This is a genomic window from Alteromonas sp. ABV4_150 (assembly GCF_056311745.1).
The window spans coordinates 1403236-1421486 of sequence record NZ_CM149971.1; the positions used below are offsets into that span (position 1 = coordinate 1403236).

Annotated in this window: 16 protein-coding genes and 1 pseudogene; 11 read left to right on the plus strand and 6 right to left on the minus strand. The window is 46.1% G+C overall.

Annotated features, from left to right (window positions below):
• Window positions 1-69 precede the first annotated feature (69 nt).
• The gene (gene rraA / locus ACYX4M_RS06080; RefSeq protein ID WP_014947855.1) at window positions 70-555 is read right to left on the minus strand and encodes a ribonuclease E activity regulator RraA; all 486 of its coding nucleotides are present in this window, start codon (window positions 553-555) and stop codon (window positions 70-72) included.
• Between the two features lie 368 nt (window positions 556-923).
• Here rraA and ACYX4M_RS06085 point away from each other — a divergent pair, with 368 nt between their 5' ends.
• The 8 genes from ACYX4M_RS06085 to ACYX4M_RS06120 are packed head-to-tail and all read left to right on the plus strand — an operon-like array spanning window position 924 to window position 7249.
• On the plus strand, window positions 924-1436 hold the full coding sequence (locus tag ACYX4M_RS06085) for a phosphatase PAP2 family protein (RefSeq protein WP_179982012.1): 513 nt from the start codon (window positions 924-926) through the stop codon (window positions 1434-1436).
• A 1-nt stretch (window position 1437) separates the two neighbouring features.
• Window positions 1438-2505, plus strand: a complete 1068-nt coding sequence (locus ACYX4M_RS06090) for an MJ1255/VC2487 family glycosyltransferase (protein ID WP_476082293.1) — start codon at window positions 1438-1440, stop codon at window positions 2503-2505.
• A gap of 51 nt (window positions 2506-2556) precedes the next feature.
• A complete protein-coding gene (lptM, locus tag ACYX4M_RS06095; protein ID WP_334058666.1) occupies window positions 2557-2754 on the plus strand; it encodes an LPS translocon maturation chaperone LptM in 198 nt (65 codons plus the stop codon).
• Window positions 2754-4004 carry a diaminopimelate decarboxylase gene (gene lysA, locus ACYX4M_RS06100; RefSeq protein ID WP_476082294.1) on the plus strand — a complete coding sequence of 417 codons (1251 nt, stop codon included), beginning with the start codon at window positions 2754-2756 and terminating at the stop codon, window positions 4002-4004. The genes lptM and lysA overlap by 1 nt, the downstream gene beginning before the upstream one ends.
• Before the next feature lie 35 nt (window positions 4005-4039).
• The gene (gene dapF, locus ACYX4M_RS06105; protein ID WP_476082295.1) at window positions 4040-4870 is read left to right on the plus strand and encodes a diaminopimelate epimerase; all 831 of its coding nucleotides are present in this window, start codon (window positions 4040-4042) and stop codon (window positions 4868-4870) included.
• Window positions 4867-5562, plus strand: coding sequence for a DUF484 family protein (locus ACYX4M_RS06110; RefSeq protein WP_476082296.1), 696 nt, complete (start codon window positions 4867-4869; stop codon window positions 5560-5562). Before dapF ends, ACYX4M_RS06110 begins: the two co-directional genes overlap by 4 nt.
• 5 nt (window positions 5563-5567) lie before the next feature.
• Entirely contained in the window at window positions 5568-6488 is a 921-nt protein-coding gene (gene xerC, locus ACYX4M_RS06115; RefSeq protein ID WP_476082297.1) for a tyrosine recombinase XerC, read from the plus strand.
• Between the two features lie 20 nt (window positions 6489-6508).
• On the plus strand, window positions 6509-7249 hold the full coding sequence (locus ACYX4M_RS06120; RefSeq protein WP_476082298.1) for an HAD-IA family hydrolase: 741 nt from the start codon (window positions 6509-6511) through the stop codon (window positions 7247-7249).
• A gap of 120 nt (window positions 7250-7369) precedes the next feature.
• On the opposite strand, the gene cysE is transcribed toward ACYX4M_RS06120, so the two are convergent.
• Entirely contained in the window at window positions 7370-8167 is a 798-nt protein-coding gene (gene cysE, locus ACYX4M_RS06125) for a serine O-acetyltransferase (RefSeq protein WP_476082299.1), read from the minus strand.
• Window positions 8168-8664: 497 nt separating this feature from the next.
• Here cysE and uvrD point away from each other — a divergent pair, with 497 nt between their 5' ends.
• Window positions 8665-10836: a DNA helicase II gene (gene uvrD / locus ACYX4M_RS06130; RefSeq protein WP_476082300.1), complete on the plus strand. Its 2172-nt coding sequence runs from the start codon at window positions 8665-8667 to the stop codon at window positions 10834-10836.
• Window positions 10837-10878: 42 nt separating this feature from the next.
• Window positions 10879-12156 carry a GGDEF domain-containing response regulator gene (locus ACYX4M_RS06135; RefSeq protein WP_476082301.1) on the plus strand — a complete coding sequence of 426 codons (1278 nt, stop codon included), beginning with the start codon at window positions 10879-10881 and terminating at the stop codon, window positions 12154-12156.
• 65 nt (window positions 12157-12221) lie between these two features.
• Here the strand turns inward: ACYX4M_RS06135 and rarD are convergent, their stop codons facing one another.
• The 3 genes from rarD to ACYX4M_RS06150 all read right to left on the minus strand — a co-directional run bounded on the left by rarD (window position 12222) and on the right by ACYX4M_RS06150 (window position 15292).
• On the minus strand, window positions 12222-13148 hold the full coding sequence (gene rarD, locus ACYX4M_RS06140; protein ID WP_476082302.1) for an EamA family transporter RarD: 927 nt from the start codon (window positions 13146-13148) through the stop codon (window positions 12222-12224).
• 220 nt (window positions 13149-13368) lie between these two features.
• Window positions 13369-14706 carry a magnesium transporter gene (locus ACYX4M_RS06145; protein ID WP_476082303.1) on the minus strand — a complete coding sequence of 446 codons (1338 nt, stop codon included), beginning with the start codon at window positions 14704-14706 and terminating at the stop codon, window positions 13369-13371.
• Window positions 14707-14791: 85 nt separating this feature from the next.
• Window positions 14792-15292: a thioesterase family protein gene (locus ACYX4M_RS06150; protein WP_476082304.1), complete on the minus strand. Its 501-nt coding sequence runs from the start codon at window positions 15290-15292 to the stop codon at window positions 14792-14794.
• A 267-nt stretch (window positions 15293-15559) separates the two neighbouring features.
• On the opposite strand from ACYX4M_RS06150, the pseudogene recQ reads away from it, so the two are divergent.
• Window positions 15560-17402 (plus strand): annotated as a pseudogene (gene recQ / locus ACYX4M_RS06155) (DNA helicase RecQ).
• 75 nt (window positions 17403-17477) lie between these two features.
• On the opposite strand, the gene ACYX4M_RS06160 reads toward recQ, so the two are convergent.
• The gene (locus ACYX4M_RS06160; protein ID WP_476082305.1) at window positions 17478-18146 is read right to left on the minus strand and encodes a glutathione S-transferase; all 669 of its coding nucleotides are present in this window, start codon (window positions 18144-18146) and stop codon (window positions 17478-17480) included.
• Window positions 18147-18251: the final 105 nt, after the last annotated feature.

Here is an 18251-nt window from a genome sequence, read left to right on the forward strand (position 1 = left end):
ACAAAAACGGAGGCATACGCCTCCGTTTTTTAATTCTCAAAGCAGCTGGCTGCCGCTTACTGTTTAACTTTAATCTAAATCTAGCGGCTCAGGAGAAAGAATAACGCCGGTGCTATCTGCATAAAGGTGGTCTTCAGGTAAAAACGTTACGCCGCCAAAGTTAACCGGCACGTCAACTTCGCCAATGCTTTCACACTCGGCATTTACTGGAATTGCGGCAACGGCTAATACCCCAATATCAAGTTCAGCAAGACTATCGACTTCGCGAACGCTACCGTAAATTACAACGCCTTCCCAGTCGTTATCAATGGCGACTTGCGCAGATGATGCATCGAACAAAGCACGACGACTTGACCCCCCGCCATCAATCAGCAGCACCTTACCTGCGCCAGGCTGTGCAAGAACACGGTCGATAAGACCTCTGTCTTCAAAGCACTTAATTGTGGTGATTTCACCACCGAAAGAATAACGGCCACCAAAGCTTGCGAAAATCGGATCTACTACGTCTACGCTGTCAGCAAACAAGTCGCATAATTCAGATGTGTTGTATTCCATTATTTTGCCTTACTAAAATTGAGAAGCGTTGAAGCTCTATGCTCGTTAAACCTAGCATAGCATTAATTAAGGTGATGCAAACGGTTGATTTAACGCGTTTCATCAAATTTTTATGTTTCGTTAGAAAAGCAATGATTCAGCGCAGATGAGCATTAATTGAGCACGTATTTTGCTTCATGCATTTAGCTAAATTTGTTCTGCTAAAAAGTTTTGTTTAATAACCACTTTCCCCGTATATGCAAAGGGTGCATGGCAAAAAATAGAAATCGCGTTAAATGTCAAAAAAGTTTCTTTTTTCCGTCACCCACTAGTCATAGACAATCTTTAGCCTGTGCAGTAATTAACCGATAGAGGACAAGGCGATGTTGATGAAATCCTTGACCAAGTACGACACTGACTTATTTTATCGCCTCTACAAACTGACGCAAAAAAGAGACTGTAGAAGTATTGTTTGGTTGTCGAAAACAGGTGACGGCTACTTATACTTTGTTATCGGTATGCTGCTTTGGGCATTTGAGCCAGAGCACGGTGAGCTTTTCCTTTACACAGCGCTGATGGCATATGCGCTGGAATTACCCATCTATGTGCTGCTTAAGAAAATGTTCAAGCGCCCTCGCCCTTGCGATTTTCTAATGAATTTAACAGCACATGTCACGCCTTCTGATAAGTTTTCCCTACCCTCGGGCCATACTGCTGCGGCTACACTAATGGCGTGTATCGTTGCGCACTATTACCCGCCTTTCGCTCTGCTGGCCTACTGCTGGGCCGCACTTATTGGGCTATCGCGCGTGCTACTCGGTGTACATTATCCCTCCGACGTGGTCGCGGGATCGCTTCTAGGCGTAACTATTGCAACTCTAAGCATTTCTATTCTGGGGTAGTATGAAATTATTGTATGGAGTGCAAGGCACCGGTAACGGACATATTGCTCGAGCACGAATTATGGCCGCCGCACTAGCGCAGCGGGATGACATTAGCGTTGACTTTGTTTTTACCGGCCGCGCCCCTGAAAAATATTTTGATATGGAAGTGTTCGGGGAATACCAAACATACAAAGGACTGAGCTTTATTACGAAAAGCGGGCGCGTAGACAAATGGTCTACCGTTAAGGATGCCAACATTCGACAGCTAAACAAAGACATCAAAGCATTCGATACCCGCGGCTACGATTTGCTTGTTAATGACTTTGAACCCGTTACTGCATGGGCTGCAAAAAAACAGGGGCTACCTTCAATTTCTATCAGCCACCAAGCGGCGTTCGCGTATAACGTGCCTAAAAGTGGCAATACCATTTTCGATAGTTTTATAATGAAGCTATTCGCGCCTACCGATCTCCAACTAGGTGTGCACTGGTATCATTTTAATCAGCCTATTATCCCGCCGTTCGTTTCAGAAAAACCTGTTGCATCTTCCGGTAACGGCCACGTATTGGTTTACTTGCCTTTTGAAGATATCGAAGACATTCAACAAATGCTTGAGCCGCTAAGCGACCAAGTATTCGAATGTTTCCACCCATACATTGACGAAGCGAAAGAGTCGGGCCATATCCATTGGCACCCGACCTCAAAAAAGCACTTTCAAAAGGCGTTACAGCATTCCAGTGGTGTCATTGCAAACGGTGGTTTTGAGCTATCAAGCGAAGCACTTCAACTGGGCAAAAAGTTATTAATTAAACCGTTACACGGTCAGTTTGAGCAGCTATCCAACGTGTTAACCCTTAACAAACTGGATTTATGCCAGACTCTGTTTCAGCTTGATACCGATATTGTTGAAGAGTGGCTCGAGGCGCCTGAAAACGAAGCCATTGCCTTTCCAGATAACCCGAATATCCTAATTGACTGGCTTAAAAATAAAGACTTTTCTGATACCAAAAGCCTGTGCGATACGCTTTGGAAAAACGTTCAATACGGCGATAAAACACAAGAACGTTTATTGGCTCTTGCAATTTAACACCGCAATGCGATGATAGCGGTATTTGTCGTATTCTTTGCGGGATTTTTCGTGCTTAAAAAGTCAGTTGTTTTCTTGCTAACACTCACAGCATTGTGTGGCTGTGGTTATAAAGGGGCGCTTTATATTCCTGACGCGCCTGCACAAAACACCTCTACTGAACCAACGTCTTCTGAAAGTGCAGAAGCCGCTGATTCATCTAGCGCCAATACCCCCTCCCCCGCAACTACTTCTGGAGAGCTGAACTAGTGGATTTTTTCGCCTACAGCCAAGGTCAGCTGCACGCTGAACAAGTAGCTGTTTCTGATATTGCAGCCCAGCACGGAACGCCGGTTTATATTTATTCACGCGCTACGTTAGAGCGCCATTGGCATGCCTTTAACGATGCTATCGGTGCACATCCTCACCTTGTATGTTATGCAGTAAAAGCTAACTCAAACATTGGTGTATTAAGTGTTTTAGCGAAGTTAGGATCAGGCTTTGACATCGTTTCAGCGGGTGAATTGGCGCGTGTTATTGAGGCCGGTGGTGACGCAAGCAAAGTGGTATTTTCAGGCGTAGGCAAAAAGCACGACGAGATTCGCTATGCCTTGGAACAAGGCATTATGTGCTTTAACGTAGAGTCAGAGCCAGAACTTCATCGCATTAACCAAGTGGCTAGTGAAATGGGTGTGCAAGCTCCGATTTCGCTTCGCATAAACCCTGATGTGGATGCTAAAACTCACCCTTATATTTCTACGGGATTGAAGGCCAACAAATTTGGTATTGCTCGTGAGCGCGCACTTGCTACCTATGAGCTAGCTGCATCGCTACCACATTTAAATGTGGTTGGGATGGACTGTCACATAGGCTCACAACTTACTGAAATTGGCCCATTTGTAGATGCGCTAGAACGACTACTTCTGCTTATTGATGAACTGGCTGAGCGCAACATTATTATTGAGCACTTAGATGTAGGTGGTGGTCTTGGCGTAACTTATAACGACGAGCAACCGCCTCATCCAAAAGCCTACGCACAAGCCATGGCTGAAAAAATGGTAGGTCGTGAGAACTTAAAGCTTATCCTTGAACCTGGTCGCGCTATTGCAGCTAACGCTGGAATTTTGGTTACTGAAGTTGAATTTATCAAAGAGGGTGAAGAAAAGAGTTTCGCTATCGTCGATGCTGCCATGAACGACTTATTGCGACCAGCCCTTTACTCTGCTTGGCAAAATATTATTCCTGTGAAAGAAGAAAGCACGGCAGCGCTTCGAACCTATGACGTTGTAGGGCCGGTGTGCGAAACCGGTGATTTCATTGGGAAAGATCGCGAATTAGCCATTGAACCTACCGACTTACTTGCTGTACGCAGCGCCGGTGCCTATGGTTTTGTGATGGCCTCAAACTACAACAGCCGCTGTCGTCCAGCGGAGATTATGGTAGACGGCGATAAAGCAATTGTGGTTCGCGAACGAGAAAAACAAAAAGATCTCTGGCAAGGTGAGTACAAACTTCCGTAAACTAGAGACAAACTAACAAGATAGATGCGCGTTTAATGCAGGTTCAATTTTCTAAAATGCACGGCTTGGGTAACGATTTCATGGTTATTGATAACGTTACTCAAAACGTCTTTTTCTCCAAAGAAAAAATTCAGCAATTAGCTAACCGAAACTTCGGTATTGGCTTCGACCAGCTGTTGATGGTAGAGCCGCCATACGACCCTGAACAAGATTTCCACTATCGTATCTTCAATGCAGACGGCTCAGAAGTAGAACAATGCGGCAATGGCGCCCGTTGCTTTGCGCGTTTTGTTAAACAAAAGGGCCTTATTAATCGCAATAAAATAGTGGTAAGCACCAAAGCAGGAAAGATGGTGCTTTACCTAGAAAAAGACGGACAAGTGACCGTTAACATGGGCAAACCCGAGTTTGAGCCTGCGAGTATTCCGCTTACAGCCAACAAGCAAGAGAACACGTATATTTTACGTGTTGGAGAACGCACCTTGTTTATTGGATCAGCGTCGATGGGCAACCCTCATTGCGTTATGGAAGTTGACGACGTTGATACGGCCGATGTAGCCGAAATTGGCCCACTTGTTGAAAAGCACGAGCGCTTTCCCGAGGGCGTAAACGTGGGCTTTATGCAGATAATTAACGACTCACATATCAAACTTCGCGTATTTGAACGTGGTTCAGGTGAAACTTTGGCCTGCGGCAGCGGCGCATGTGCAGCAGTTGCAATTGGTCAAATACAGGGTAAATTAAGTAAAGACGTACGGGTAGATTTGCCCGGAGGCAGCTTACGTATACGCTGGCCAGGCCCAGATAGCGTGTTAAAAATGACAGGGCCTGCCGAACACGTATATGACGGACATATAAATTTATGAGCGAAATATCAGGGCAATCTAACGCCACGCAATTAATTGAGCCATTTAACGACACAACGGAATTGTCGAGTGCTGATGTGCGCGCGTTCTTATTACAAAACCCTGAGTTCTTTGCAGAGCATGCCGACATTCTCGAAAAAATTAAGCTTCCCCACGAACACAAAGGCAGTGTTTCACTTGTAGAAATTCAGAGTGATCAGCTTAGACAAAAGGTCAGACAGCTTAATTACAAACTAAATCAGTTAGTCACTATAGCGAAGCAAAACGAAAAAATTTATCGCGTTTATACCGATTTGAACGTACAACTACTGCGCTGTGAGAGTGTCGCCGAAGTGCAGTTTACCTTAGAAGATGTGCTGCAAGAGCGTTTGCAGTTGTCCTCAGCAGTAATCAAAAGCTTTAAAGGTCCTCACGCTATTCCTGAGCTGCAACAGCGCCTCTTCACGGAAAAGCGCTTTAAAAATACCAACTTCTTCTTTGGTCGTTTGTCACAGCACGAACGCCAGCTGCTTTTCGGCGAAAGCCCGGCAGAATCTGTCGCGTTAATGCTACTTGGTGACAACCGTGAATTAGGTATTTTGGGAATTAGCAGCAGCGATGCCAGCCACTTTACTCCAGACATGGATACCCTTTTGCTTCAACAGCTTCAGCAAGTGCTTAATATCATCTTGCCTGAAATGATGGGATATTAGGTGAAGTGTCTACGGACGCCTTAATCAGCGAACCCTGCCAGCAATGGCTAGATAAGTTTCTGCTTCATCTTCAAGTGGAGCGCGGTTTATCCCTACACACCATCAAAAACTACCAGCGCCAGCTAACCGAAGTGGCAAAGCTACTTGGCCTTTACGAATGGTCTGGGCTCACGCCAAGCGATATTAAGCGCGTTATGGCCGATGCCAAAATGTCTGGGCACAGCCCGCGTAGTATAGCACTTAGACTATCGGCACTCAGAACCTTCTGCCAATACCTAATCGACCACCAACAGCTATTCAGTAACCCCGTAGAAGGCATTCAAGCACCGAAACAAGGAAAGCCGTTACCAAAGCAGCTGAGCGTGGATGAGATGCAGCAGTTACTTAATGCGTCGCCTCAAAGCAGTGACGATGATGAAGGCATGCAGTTAAGGGATGTAGCCATGTTTGAGCTGCTTTATGGCTGTGGCCTGCGCTTAAGCGAACTTACCGGGCTTAATTTAGCCGACTGTTTGAAAGACGGTACGGTGAAAGTCATAGGTAAAGGGAGTAAACAGCGAATATTGCCATTGGGTCGACACGCACAAAAAGCGCTAAATGCATGGTTAAAAGTACGCCCTGCTTATGCGTCACCTTACGAAAGTGCAGTATTTGTCAGTAAGCGTAAAACTCGAATATCAAATAGGCAGGTTGCTAACCGCTTGGATAAAATGGCAAAAGAGCAATCTCTGTCGCAAAAAGTAAGCCCCCACAAACTGCGCCATTCTTTCGCTACTCACGTACTAGAATCCAGCGGCGATTTACGTGCGGTTCAAGAACTGTTAGGTCACGCTAACTTGTCGACAACACAAGTTTATACCCATCTCGACTTTCAGCACCTTGCCAATGTGTATGATGCGGCTCATCCGCGGGCGCGCAAAAAGTAATACTAACTTAAGGTTTCACCATGCAGTTTTTCAGGTCTATTAACAACGTCGAGGCGATGACCTTCGACCTTGACGACACCCTTTACAATAACGAACCTATTATTCGACGGGCCGAAGAAGCGCTTCAAGCGCATATTGCAAAACACCATAAGTCAGCTGCCGCACTATCGTTAAACGACTGGTTAGCACTAAAGCGAGCAGCTATTAAAAAGGATTTGCGCTTAGCCTCTGACATGGGTCAGCTTAGACGTGTAGTGCTTACTGCTGCGCTGTCTAATACGACCCCTGAAAAGTTAACAACAGACCTGACCAGTAATGGTGAGCTAAGTGATGCAGTAGAGGCATGTTTCAACTGCTTTTACGATGCAAGAAGCAACTTTGAGCTCGCGGACGATGTGCACGAAGCGTTAAAATCCGTAAGCAGTAAGCTGCCGCTCATAGGAATTACTAATGGTAATGTAAACGCAGAAAAAATAGGGATTGATGGTTATTTTGAAACCATTCTCCACGCCAGCACATCGCGCCCGATGAAACCAGCCCGCGACATGTTTGATGAAGCCGCAGCACATTTACACATTGCACCGAAACACATTCTTCACATAGGCGACAATATTATCAAGGATGTACAAGGCGCGATTAACGCTGGCTATCAAGCCGCATGGTTTGCCTGTAACAGACCCATGACGCTAGCGAATGAACCTGTAAGCGTATTGCCTCACGTAGCACTAGACAACCTCAACGAGTTAACCGACTTCCTATGAATAATGGGGTCAGAGTACTTTAATAGCTTAAGCGTGGGGTCAGAGTACTTTAAACTTTTACGAAGTATAAAACGGGAAATGTACTCTGACCCCATTATTAATGTACTCTGACCCCATATTTTAGTTATCTTCTAGGACGTTTTGGCGCATGGACTCGCAGGGGCTTTGACAAACCGGTCTGCCAACCACTTTTGCTGGTACGCCCACCACAGTGACATGGGCTGGAACACTGTTCAGTACAACGCTACCAGCGCCGACTTTTGAGCCTTCACCGATTTCGATATTTCCTAGGATCTTGGCACCTGCGCCAATTAACACACCTTGGCGAATTTTGGGGTGACGATCGCCTGACTCATTACCCGTACCGCCTAGGGTTACGCTCTGCAAAATAGACACATTATCTTCTACTACCGCAGTCTCACCCACCACAATACCGGTAGCGTGATCGAACATAACACCTTTGCCAATTCGCGCAGCTGGGTGGATGTCTACACCAAAACTTGATGAATTACGGCTTTGCAAAAATAAGGCTAACTGGTGGCGTCCGTGAACCCAAAGATAGTGCGCCATCCGGTGCACCTGCACGGCGTGGAAACCTTTAAAGTGAAGCAAGGGAGTTAGGTAGTCATTCACTGCGGCATCCCGCGCATTTATCGCGATAATATCGGCGATAGCTGCCTCGCTAATGCCAGGCTCTAATAAGTAAGCTTCGTCGAACACCTCACGTATAGCAATCGCAGGCATCACGTCATCTGCCATTTTGTTTGACAAAATGAAGCTTAGCGACGACTCGAAATTATGGTGCGCAAGAACACTTGCATGCACATAGCTAGATAGCAAAGGTTCGTTGTCAGCAACAATTTGCGCTTCTTGTTTGAGCGTCGACCAGAAATCGATGGGCGTTGAAAGTGCGGTCATGAGCATGTCCCGTTAGTGTGCTGTCTGTGTGCCAATATACGTCGTAAAAAATTGGGGCCGTGTGCTTTTTCAGCTTGCCTAAAGTGGCTTAACTCTTTTGCTAACTCTCGCCTTGTATGAAAGTGCAGAGGTAAACAAATGAAAGAACAGAAAGTTTACCCGAGTTTGGCGTGATGCAATACCGATGTGATACCTGCCAAGCGCATAATTCGATCAATTTATCGTATTAATTCGTTATAGCTAATAACTGTATCTTTTATTTGCGTACCCATGAGCCTTACGTCGGCCACACTAGGCTCTGTCACTGCTTAATTAGAACGGTTAAAGCGCCCGTTTCTTTCATTGAGAGGCGTGGATAACCGAACACCTTAGATAGGCAAAAAAACGCGCTTTTATTTAACAAAAAGGGCGAAAAACTGGACTGTATAAATTAACAGGCTGATGGCATAATAGCGTGCTGCTGAATGTGTAACAATATCAACTAACAGGTGCCAACTATGGATGTATCTCGACTGCTAGACGAGCTTAACGATAAACAGCGTGAAGCAGTAGCAGCCCCATTGTCTAATGCTCTAGTATTAGCTGGCGCAGGTAGTGGTAAAACCCGTGTATTAGTACATCGCATTGCGTGGTTGATGGAAGTCGAAAACATCGCACCTTTTTCTATTTTAGCGGTTACCTTTACCAATAAGGCAGCGAAAGAGATGCGTGGCCGTATTGAATCATTGATGGGCCGCAGCCTACACAATATGTGGATTGGTACCTTTCACGGGCTTGCACATCGCCTATTACGCGCACACCACGCTGAAGCAAATTTGCCTGAAAATTTTCAGATTATCGATTCTGACGATCAGTACCGTTTGATTCGCCGCATTTTAAAAGCCATGAATTTAGATGAAAAGCATTGGGCCCCTCGTCAAATCCAGTGGTACATAAACGGTAATAAAGACGAAGGCCTGCGTCCTCAGCATATCGAGACCCATGGCGATCATATCCAAAAGACCATGCGTGAAGTTTACGCTGCATATCAAGACGCTTGCGACCGTTCAGGCTTGGTAGATTTTGCCGAGTTATTGCTGCGCGCTCACGAGTTATGGGCAAAGAACCCTGAAGTGTTGGCCCACTATCAGCGCCGTTTCCGTGCTGTGTTAGTTGACGAGTTCCAAGATACCAACAATATCCAATATGCATGGCTTCGCATGCTTTGTAGCGGCAACAATAACAACATTATGATTGTTGGCGACGACGATCAGTCTATTTACGGTTGGCGCGGTGCAAACGTAGATAATATTCAGCATTTTCTTAAAGACTTTAATGAACCTACCACTATTCGTCTTGAGCAGAATTACCGTTCTACTGGGAACATTCTGAAAGCAGCGAATACGGTTATCGACAACAACACGGGCCGTTTAGGGAAAGAGCTGTGGACAGAAGATGCCCAGGGCGAACTTATTTCTGTCTATGCCGGTTTTAACGAACTCGACGAAGCCCGCTTCATTGTTTCAAAAATTAAAGACTGGCTAAATCAAGGCAACGCCCTTAGCGACACCGCTATTCTTTACAGAAACAACGCCCAGTCTCGAGTACTGGAAGAAGCCCTGCTACATGAAGGGTTGGCCTATCGCATCTACGGTGGTTTGCGCTTCTTCGAACGCCAAGAAATTAAAGATGCCCTTGGCTATATGCGCATGGTCAGCCACCCGCACGACGATGCTGCTTTCGAGCGTGTGGTAAACACTCCAAGTCGCGGTATTGGTGAGAAAACCCTTTCACAAGTGCGCGACACTGCACGTATGCATAACTGTTCTATGTGGCAAGCCAGCCAGCTGCTTATCAACGAAGGTGGCTTTAAAGGCCGTGCATTAAACGCTATGCAAAGCTTTGTTTTGCTTATTACCGAGCTAGAGCAAGCCACGCTAGACGAGCCTCTTGACCAGCAGGCCGATAAAGCCATTCGCCAGTCAGGCCTGTACGCCATGTACCAAGCAGAACGCGGAGAAAAGGCCCAGGCTCGACTTGAAAACTTGGAAGAGCTGGTCAGTGCTTGTAAGACTTTTATCGTACCTGAAGAAGCGGAAGAAATGTCGCCGCTGGCCGCGTTTTTGGCCCACGCTTCCCTTGAAGCAGGGGAAACCCAAGCAGATAAAGACCAAGATGCTGTGCAAATGATGACTATCCACACTGCAAAAGGCCTTGAATTTCCATTGGTGTTTCTAGCTGGCGTGGAAGAAGGTATGTTCCCTAGCCAGATGACCAACGACGAACCAGGCAGGATGGAAGAGGAACGCAGACTTTGCTATGTTGGTATGACTCGCGCTATGCAAAAGTTGTATATCACTTACGCAGAAAGTCGTCGATTATATGGTCAAGATAAGTATCATACGGCTTCGCGCTTTATTCGCGAGATGCCAGCAGATTGCGTGGAAGAAGTCAGACTAAAATCCACTATATCGCGGCCTGTACACAATCGCTTTAGCCAAGCTACCTCGCACGCCAGTTTTGAAGAAACAGGCTTTAGTTTAGGTGAGCGCGTAGTGCATCGTAAATTCGGGGAAGGTATTGTGCTTAACTACGAAGGCAGTGGTGAGCATGGTCGAGTTCAAGTAAACTTCGATGAATTTGGCAGTAAATGGCTGGTACTTGCTTACGCAAAACTGGAGAAGGCGTAGCGTTATTAATTGGCAAGGTAGCCTAACTCTGAGTTGGAATGTATGCAGCAACACGTGCTGATCATCGAAAATGGTGAAGGCAACCTTGAACTTATTGCGAAGTTAGTACGCCGTTCTAGCCTTACGCCCGTGGGCGCTACGTCGCTCACCGAAGGAAAGGTACGCTTTGCACAAGAAATGCCTGAAAGTTTCTTGTGTGCCATTGTTGCTTACTCATTACCCGATGCGCCTAAAGGGGAAGCCATCGACTTTGCCGTCGGATCTTTTATTCCTACCATTGCAACAACAGAGAACCTAGATAATGCTATTCGCGACAAGGTTCTTGAACGAGATGTTGTCGATTACATTCCCAAAGAAAATTCGCAAAACTACGACTATCTTAACCGCTTGATCAGCCGCCTAGAAAAAAACAAATCTACCGGCGTTGTAGTGGTGAGTACCAATCGTGTTTTACGCTCAAAAACGGTTTCATTACTTCAGCGTCATAATTTTATTGCCTTTGAATGTTTAACAGCTACCGACGCAATGCAGTGCCTTTCTGAACACAAAAATGTACGTCTTGTCATCACTGATGATACGCTGCCCGACATGACGGGAACACATTTTGTCGCTAGCCTAAGAAAAGCATTTTCTAAAGAGCAGCTAGCCATAATGGGCGTTGCTGGAGGTAAAGGTATGCTAATGTCTGCACACTTTATCAAAAGCGGCGCTAATGACTTCTTGCGCGTACCGTACTGTCATGAAGAGTTTTTGTGTCGCGTAATGCAAAACGTCGAATATATAGAAAGTGTTGAAGAAATTCGCCGCGTGGCGAATACGGATTATTTGACGGGCCTTCCCAACAGACGCCACTTCTTTTACATGGTAACGGTACAGCATCAAAATTTATCTGATGATCATGCCTTGGCACTTATCGACCTCGACTTCTTTAAATCAATTAACGATACCCATGGCCATGACGCCGGTGACATTGTGCTAAAGGCCATGGCGGCACTCATTGAGTTTTACTTCCCTGATGAAATTATTTCGCGCTTTGGTGGTGAAGAGTTTTGTATTTACATGCCTTCAACGCCTCTTGATGAAGCCTGCGAACGCTTAGAAGATTTTAGAAAAGTGGTAGAAGCTGAAGTTATCCAGCTTCCCAAAACCGATATAAAAGTGACCTGCAGTATTGGAGTTAGTGGCGTTCATACTCAGAGCGTGGATAAGCTACTAAGCCTTGCAGACAAGCAACTGTATGCTGCCAAAAATAGTGGGCGTAACCAAGTGAAGTGCGACCCTCTTGATACACCTCGTCGAGAGCAAGGATCCTTACCTTAGCTTCATCAGCTATTTCTTTAAACCCTACCTTTTAATGGCTTGCAGGCGCCGAGTGTTTTGCTGGCTTATTCCATACTCTCTTTTATTATTTGTTTTTGTGCTTTTCGTTGACTGCGGTAATTAACTAACGAGTCGGCACTAAACAAGATAAGTGCAAGCCACACAAAGCCGAAAGTAACCAAGCGTGACTCTTCGAGGGGCTCGCCATAAAGATAGACGGCTAATATGAACATGAGCGTTGGCCCTATGTATTGAAAAAAGCCTAATGTGGAATACATGATGCGCCTTGCCGCAGCAGTAAAGCAAAGCAGGGGCGCAGTGGTAACAATACCTGCCGTTAGAATAAGGGAGTTTAAGGTAGCGTCGTTATTCAATAAGTTACTGTACTCAGAACCAAAGAATACCCAGTAGACGATAGCTAATGGCGATAACATTAAGGTTTCAATGAATAGACCTGGTAGCGAGTCTACTGCCACCTGCTTACGCAATAAGCCATACACGCTGAAGCTTCCGGCGAGTACTAAGGCAATCCAGGGCACGTGGCCGTATGAGAAAATAAGAATTGCCACGCCAATAACTGCGAGTCCAACCGCTACGCGCTGCAGATTGCGTAACCTTTCGCCTAAGAAAAGACGACCTAAGAAAACGTTGATAAGGGGATTAATATAATAACCCAGGCTTGCATCAAGAATATGATCGTTATTGATTGCCCAGATGAACAAAAGCCAGTTTGCTCCCAGCAGCAGCCCGGCTACAAACAAAATCTGCATAACCCGCTTATTGCGAAAGGCAGCACCTACTTTTGGCCATTGTTTTAGCGCAGCAATTAATCCAACTAAAAGCACAACGGACCAGATTACCCTGTGCATAAGTATTTCAGCAGCAGGTAACACCATCAACTGTTTGAAGTAGACAGGTGCAACACCCCACATACTGTATGCGGCAATCGCGCAAATAACGCCGACTTGGGCGGCACTGGCTTGCTTAGACAAGGCTGGCTCCAACGAGATTCAGGTTAAGAAGGCGCGTATTGTTTATCAGGTTAGATGAATACACAACCCTTAACGCTTTCCAATGCGGCAAAGGCCACAAACTGCGCGAAATATTCAGTGTAAAAGCCACACTGAGTGTAATGGGCCCCCCTTCTTTATAAGCTGTAGCCCTATATAAACGTGGCTTTTACGTAATTTTTAAGTATACCTAGTAAACGGGTTACAGAAGAAAGAGGGTTCCTAAACCCAAAAACGCTACAAAACCGACAATATCAGTGACAGTGGTCAGTATGACCGAACCAGACAGTGCAGGGTCTATTTTTAGCTTGTCTAAAATGACGGGTACGAACACTCCAGCCAAGGCTGCAGCTACAATATTGAACAGTATGGCTAAACAAATCACCAAACCAAGCATAGCGTCAGTGAACCAGAAATAAGCCACAATGCCTATAACCAACGCCCATATAACACCATTGACCCCGCCCACCTTCAACTCTTTTACCATGAGCGCCCTTAAGTTGGCAGGGGTCACCTGCCCCAGCGCAAGCCCTCGTACAATAAGAGTAAGCGTTTGACTACCTGCAATGCCGCCCATACTTGCCACCACGGGCATTAACACCGCAAGGGCAACAACTTGTTGTAGCGTACCTTCAAATAGTCCGATAAACCAAGACGCCATAAACGCGGTAAGCAGGTTTATACCAAGCCATAGGGCGCGGTTTTTGGCACTTTTTGCCACAGGTGAGAATAAATCTTCGTCTTCATCCATACCGGCCGAAGCCATCACTTGGCGTTCATAAAACTCATTGACCAATTCACTCGCCGAGGTCACATCTAAACGGCCAAGTAGTTTGTTGTTCTCATCAACTACCGGCAGCGACGCCAACCCTGAGCGCTGTACAAGAAGTGATGCATTCATGGTGTCATCCTCTCCCTGAATAGTGGCCACGTTCTCTTCAGATAAGTCAAATAGCGACACGTGATCTTGTGCATTAAACAGGTGACTTATTTTAACCAAGGCAGAAAACTGACCGGAGCGGTTCACCAGAAAAATACTATCGCAGTGCTGAGGAATATCCCGCCTTAACAAGCGCAAACCCTCGCGTACTTTGGCGTTCGACGGCAGCACTAACTGTTCGTGGTTAACCCAGTGCCCTATTTGGTTATCAGGGAATTGTGTGGCTTCTCTGAAGTATTTTCGCTCTTTAGAATCAAGTGACTCATACGCCATATCGACTAGGCGTTTTGGCAGTGAATCCAGTAGCTCTAGTAAATCTTCGGCATCGATATCAGCAAATATAGACGCCCATTCATTATGAGGCGTATTGTCGATTAGGATTTCACGGGGATCGCTACGCATCTCAACAAGCACATCGAGCTTGCGGTCGCGAGAAATACCGTCCCACACGGCTAGACGCTCTTCAACGGGCAGTGACTCTAGCAGCGATGCAATATAGACCTCGTCTTGCCCGCTTAAAGCAGCAAGTAAGGTAGCCGGATCATCAGCCATACTTTCGGTAACAATCTCTTCTATCAAATCAGGTAATGGCTCTGCCATGCTACACCTCCTATTTTACCGCTAACTTCCTTTAGACTTATAAGCACTGACGTTCAGAGATGGTTCATACCCATGGATAAGAATGCTACCCCAGCATGTAAGTACCTGTGCCGAAAGCTATATGGTCGCCTTTTTCGTTGTGTAATTCCATTCTGCAAACCACTAACTTACTGCCTTTACGTATAATAACCGCTGTTGCAATAAAGCGTTCGCCTCGTCCTGGCCGCAAGTAGTCAACACGCATATCAACCGTACCCATGGTGGGCAATCTAATCTGCAGGTCTTCAAGGTGCTCTTCTGTGGTTTGCTTGATGGTCTCTATAATTGAAACTAAACCACCGATGGTGTCTAGCATAGTCGCTGTTACGCCACCGTGTAGAATTTTTTGCATTGGATTGCCGGTAAGCGTAGGTTGCCAATTAAGGTGCAACGAAATCTGCGTATCTATACCAGTACCTTGTGTGACAAACTCCAAACCAAGCAACTGGTTAAACGGCATATTATCACGAAAAAGCGCAATAACATGATCGATCATAGTTTGATGGTCTAGCTGTTTATTTATCGTAGGCTTTTCATTATCAGGCATTATGTAATCCACTTACTGTAAAGTATCGATAACATTACTACTGAATATAACGAGCAAGGAAATTCATCCAACCAATAATATCTCATTAGAATGGATTATTTGGCTCAACGCCATCGCGAGTTCATCGCCTTCCCGCCACACAAGATGTGTAAAAAATGTACGACCACAGTTATTTAACCTTGATTAGCCAAGTCTTCACTGCATTTTAGTCTAGTTTTTTTAATTGCCCCGTGAAGCCGAGCCCAAAAACGCGTAAAATCCTGCGCCATGACAACTGCAATAGCGCCATCAGAATTAACGCCTAAAACCCAGCACGCAAAAACGCCTGAAACCGTCTTGAAAGAGGTATTTGGTTACGATGCTTTTCGCGATGGGCAAGGCGAAGTCATTCACCAAGTATGTGAAGGAAAAGACGCACTTGTTCTGCTACCTACAGGTGGCGGTAAATCGTTGTGCTATCAAATTCCCGCGCTGGTGCGAAGCGGCACCGCTATTGTTGTTTCGCCGCTTATTTCATTGATGCAAGATCAGGTAGAGCAGCTAAAAGCACTTGGCGTAAACGCCGCCTATCTTAATTCAACACTGGAAGCTGACGAACAAGCGCGCATAAACGATGCGCTCCAAGCTGGTAAACTGGATTTGCTTTACGTCTCGCCTGAGCGTTTAATGCAGTATTACTTTCAGCAGTCACTAGCGCATGCCGACATCGCCTTATTTGCCATTGACGAAGCGCACTGCGTTTCCCACTGGGGTCACGATTTTAGGCAGGATTACCGCTCCTTGGGGCAAATAAAGTCTCGTTTTCCCACCATTCCTGTTATCGGGCTAACGGCTACGGCAGATTCAGCAACGCAAGCAGACATATTGACCCAGCTAAACCTAAACGACCCGCTCGTTTACAAAGGAAAGCTTCGACAGACCCAATATTCGCTACCGCGTAATGAGTAAGTACAAAGCTTTTGATCAAGTGGTAGCTTATGTAAAGCAGCAAGATGGTAGCGGTATTATTTATTGTAATAGTCGCGCTAAAGTCGACGACCTCCACGCCAAGTTGTTCAGGCAAGGGTTTCGCTGCGCCGCTTATCACGCCGGTATGGATAACGACGAACGAGAGCTGGTACAACGCCAGTTTCTTAACGACAAAATCGATATTGTGGTGGCCACTGTTGCCTTTGGTATGGGTATCAACAAGTCGAACGTGCGTTATGTAGTACATCACGATGTACCCCGCAGTGTTGAAAGCTATTACCAAGAAACCGGGCGGGCCGGGCGAGATGGCCTAGAGTCTGAAGCTTTATTGTTGTTTGACGAAAAAGACGCGGCCCGCGTAAAGCAATGGATAGAGCAAGGCGAAATAGCCGAGCGAAATCAAATAGAGCTGCAGAAGTTTGCTGCTATGGAGGCCTTTTCCGAGGCGCAGACCTGCCGCAGGCAAGTACTGCTGAACTATTTTTCGCAGTTTAGTGACAGCGCTTGTGGCAACTGTGATATCTGTCTAGACCCGCCTAAAATGATTGACGGTTTGGTGATCGCCCAAAAAGTACTGTCGTGCGTACTTAGGCTTTCACAACAAGCGTCTAGCCAGTACGTAATTGACGTATTGCGAGGTAAGCAGTTAAGGCGCCTCCAAGAGGCGGGCCACCATCAGCTTTCTACCTACGGTATAGGTAAGGATAAATCGGACAGCTACTGGCATAACATTATCAACCAGCTTGTGCATAAAGGGCTTATTCGCGTGGATATTACCGCTCACGCTGCATTGAGGTTGACCGAAGCCGCACGGCCAGTGCTAAAAGGCGACGTTGCCGTTCAGCTTGCCTCACCACGACTTGAATTTAAGCCAGATAAGAAAAAGTCAAAGCAAGCACCGGCTAACTACGACAGAACCCTGTTTACGCGCCTTAAGCACCTGCGCAAAGTATTAGCAGAAGAAAATGAAGTGCCGCCCTATGTAGTATTCAGCGACGCTACTTTGGTTGACATGGCGTGCAAGCTGCCTACTACACGCAACACCTTGCTAGAGGTCAGTGGTGTAGGCCAAACTAAGCTGGAGCGCTATGGTGAGGCCTTTATTCAGCTCATCGACGATTATATAAATCGCGACCACTAGAGACTGTTAAGCCAGCTATAGGATTATCTTCCCGCCGGCCTCAGGGCATGATATCAACTCAGTGAGCAACACACGCTAAGCGTATGCGTATTCGCCGCCTTTTTCTAATGCAGCTTTGTAAGCTTCTCTGGCATGAACACGCTTAACAAAGCCTTGAATAGCGGTAAAGTCTTTAGCGCGGCCGCTGGCGACCAGCGATTCAAGAGGAAATATCATTTGAACATCAGCGCCACTAGGCGCATCACCTGCAAACCAAGTATTTTTCGATAAATAAGACTCTACGTAGCGCAAGCTTTGGGCTAGGTTAGGGCCATAGTAGGCATTGAGAATGCCGTCTATTAACTTGTTAGTGATAGGCTTGATGAAAAAGGGCTTTGAACCTTTTTGCCGTGCTTTTTCTAGCACTAAGTTAGCGACTAACGGCGGCATTAATGAGCCTTCAGCGAAATGCAGCCAAAACCAATATTGTTGTAGTGCCTCGGGGTCTTGGGGCACAGCAAATGCATCAGTCGCATGATGGCGAACGAGATATTCCACAATAGCGCCAGATTCTGCAATTTCACCATGCGGCGTAGTAAGCACGGGTGAGCGTCCCAGTGGATGAACCGCTCGCAGCGAGTCAGGCGCCAGATTCGTAGTGCTGTCTCGTTGATAGAATTCAATTTTATACTCTACGCCTAGCTCTTCTAAAAGCCACAAAATTCGCTGTGAGCGAGAGTTATTTAAATGGTGAAGTGTTAGCATACTCCGTCCTTAATACGCTTAGTTTAACGCTATTGTTTTTGTGTTGTACTATATACACTTTTTAACGCAAGCGGGTTTACTACTACCAATAAATTGATAACTTCT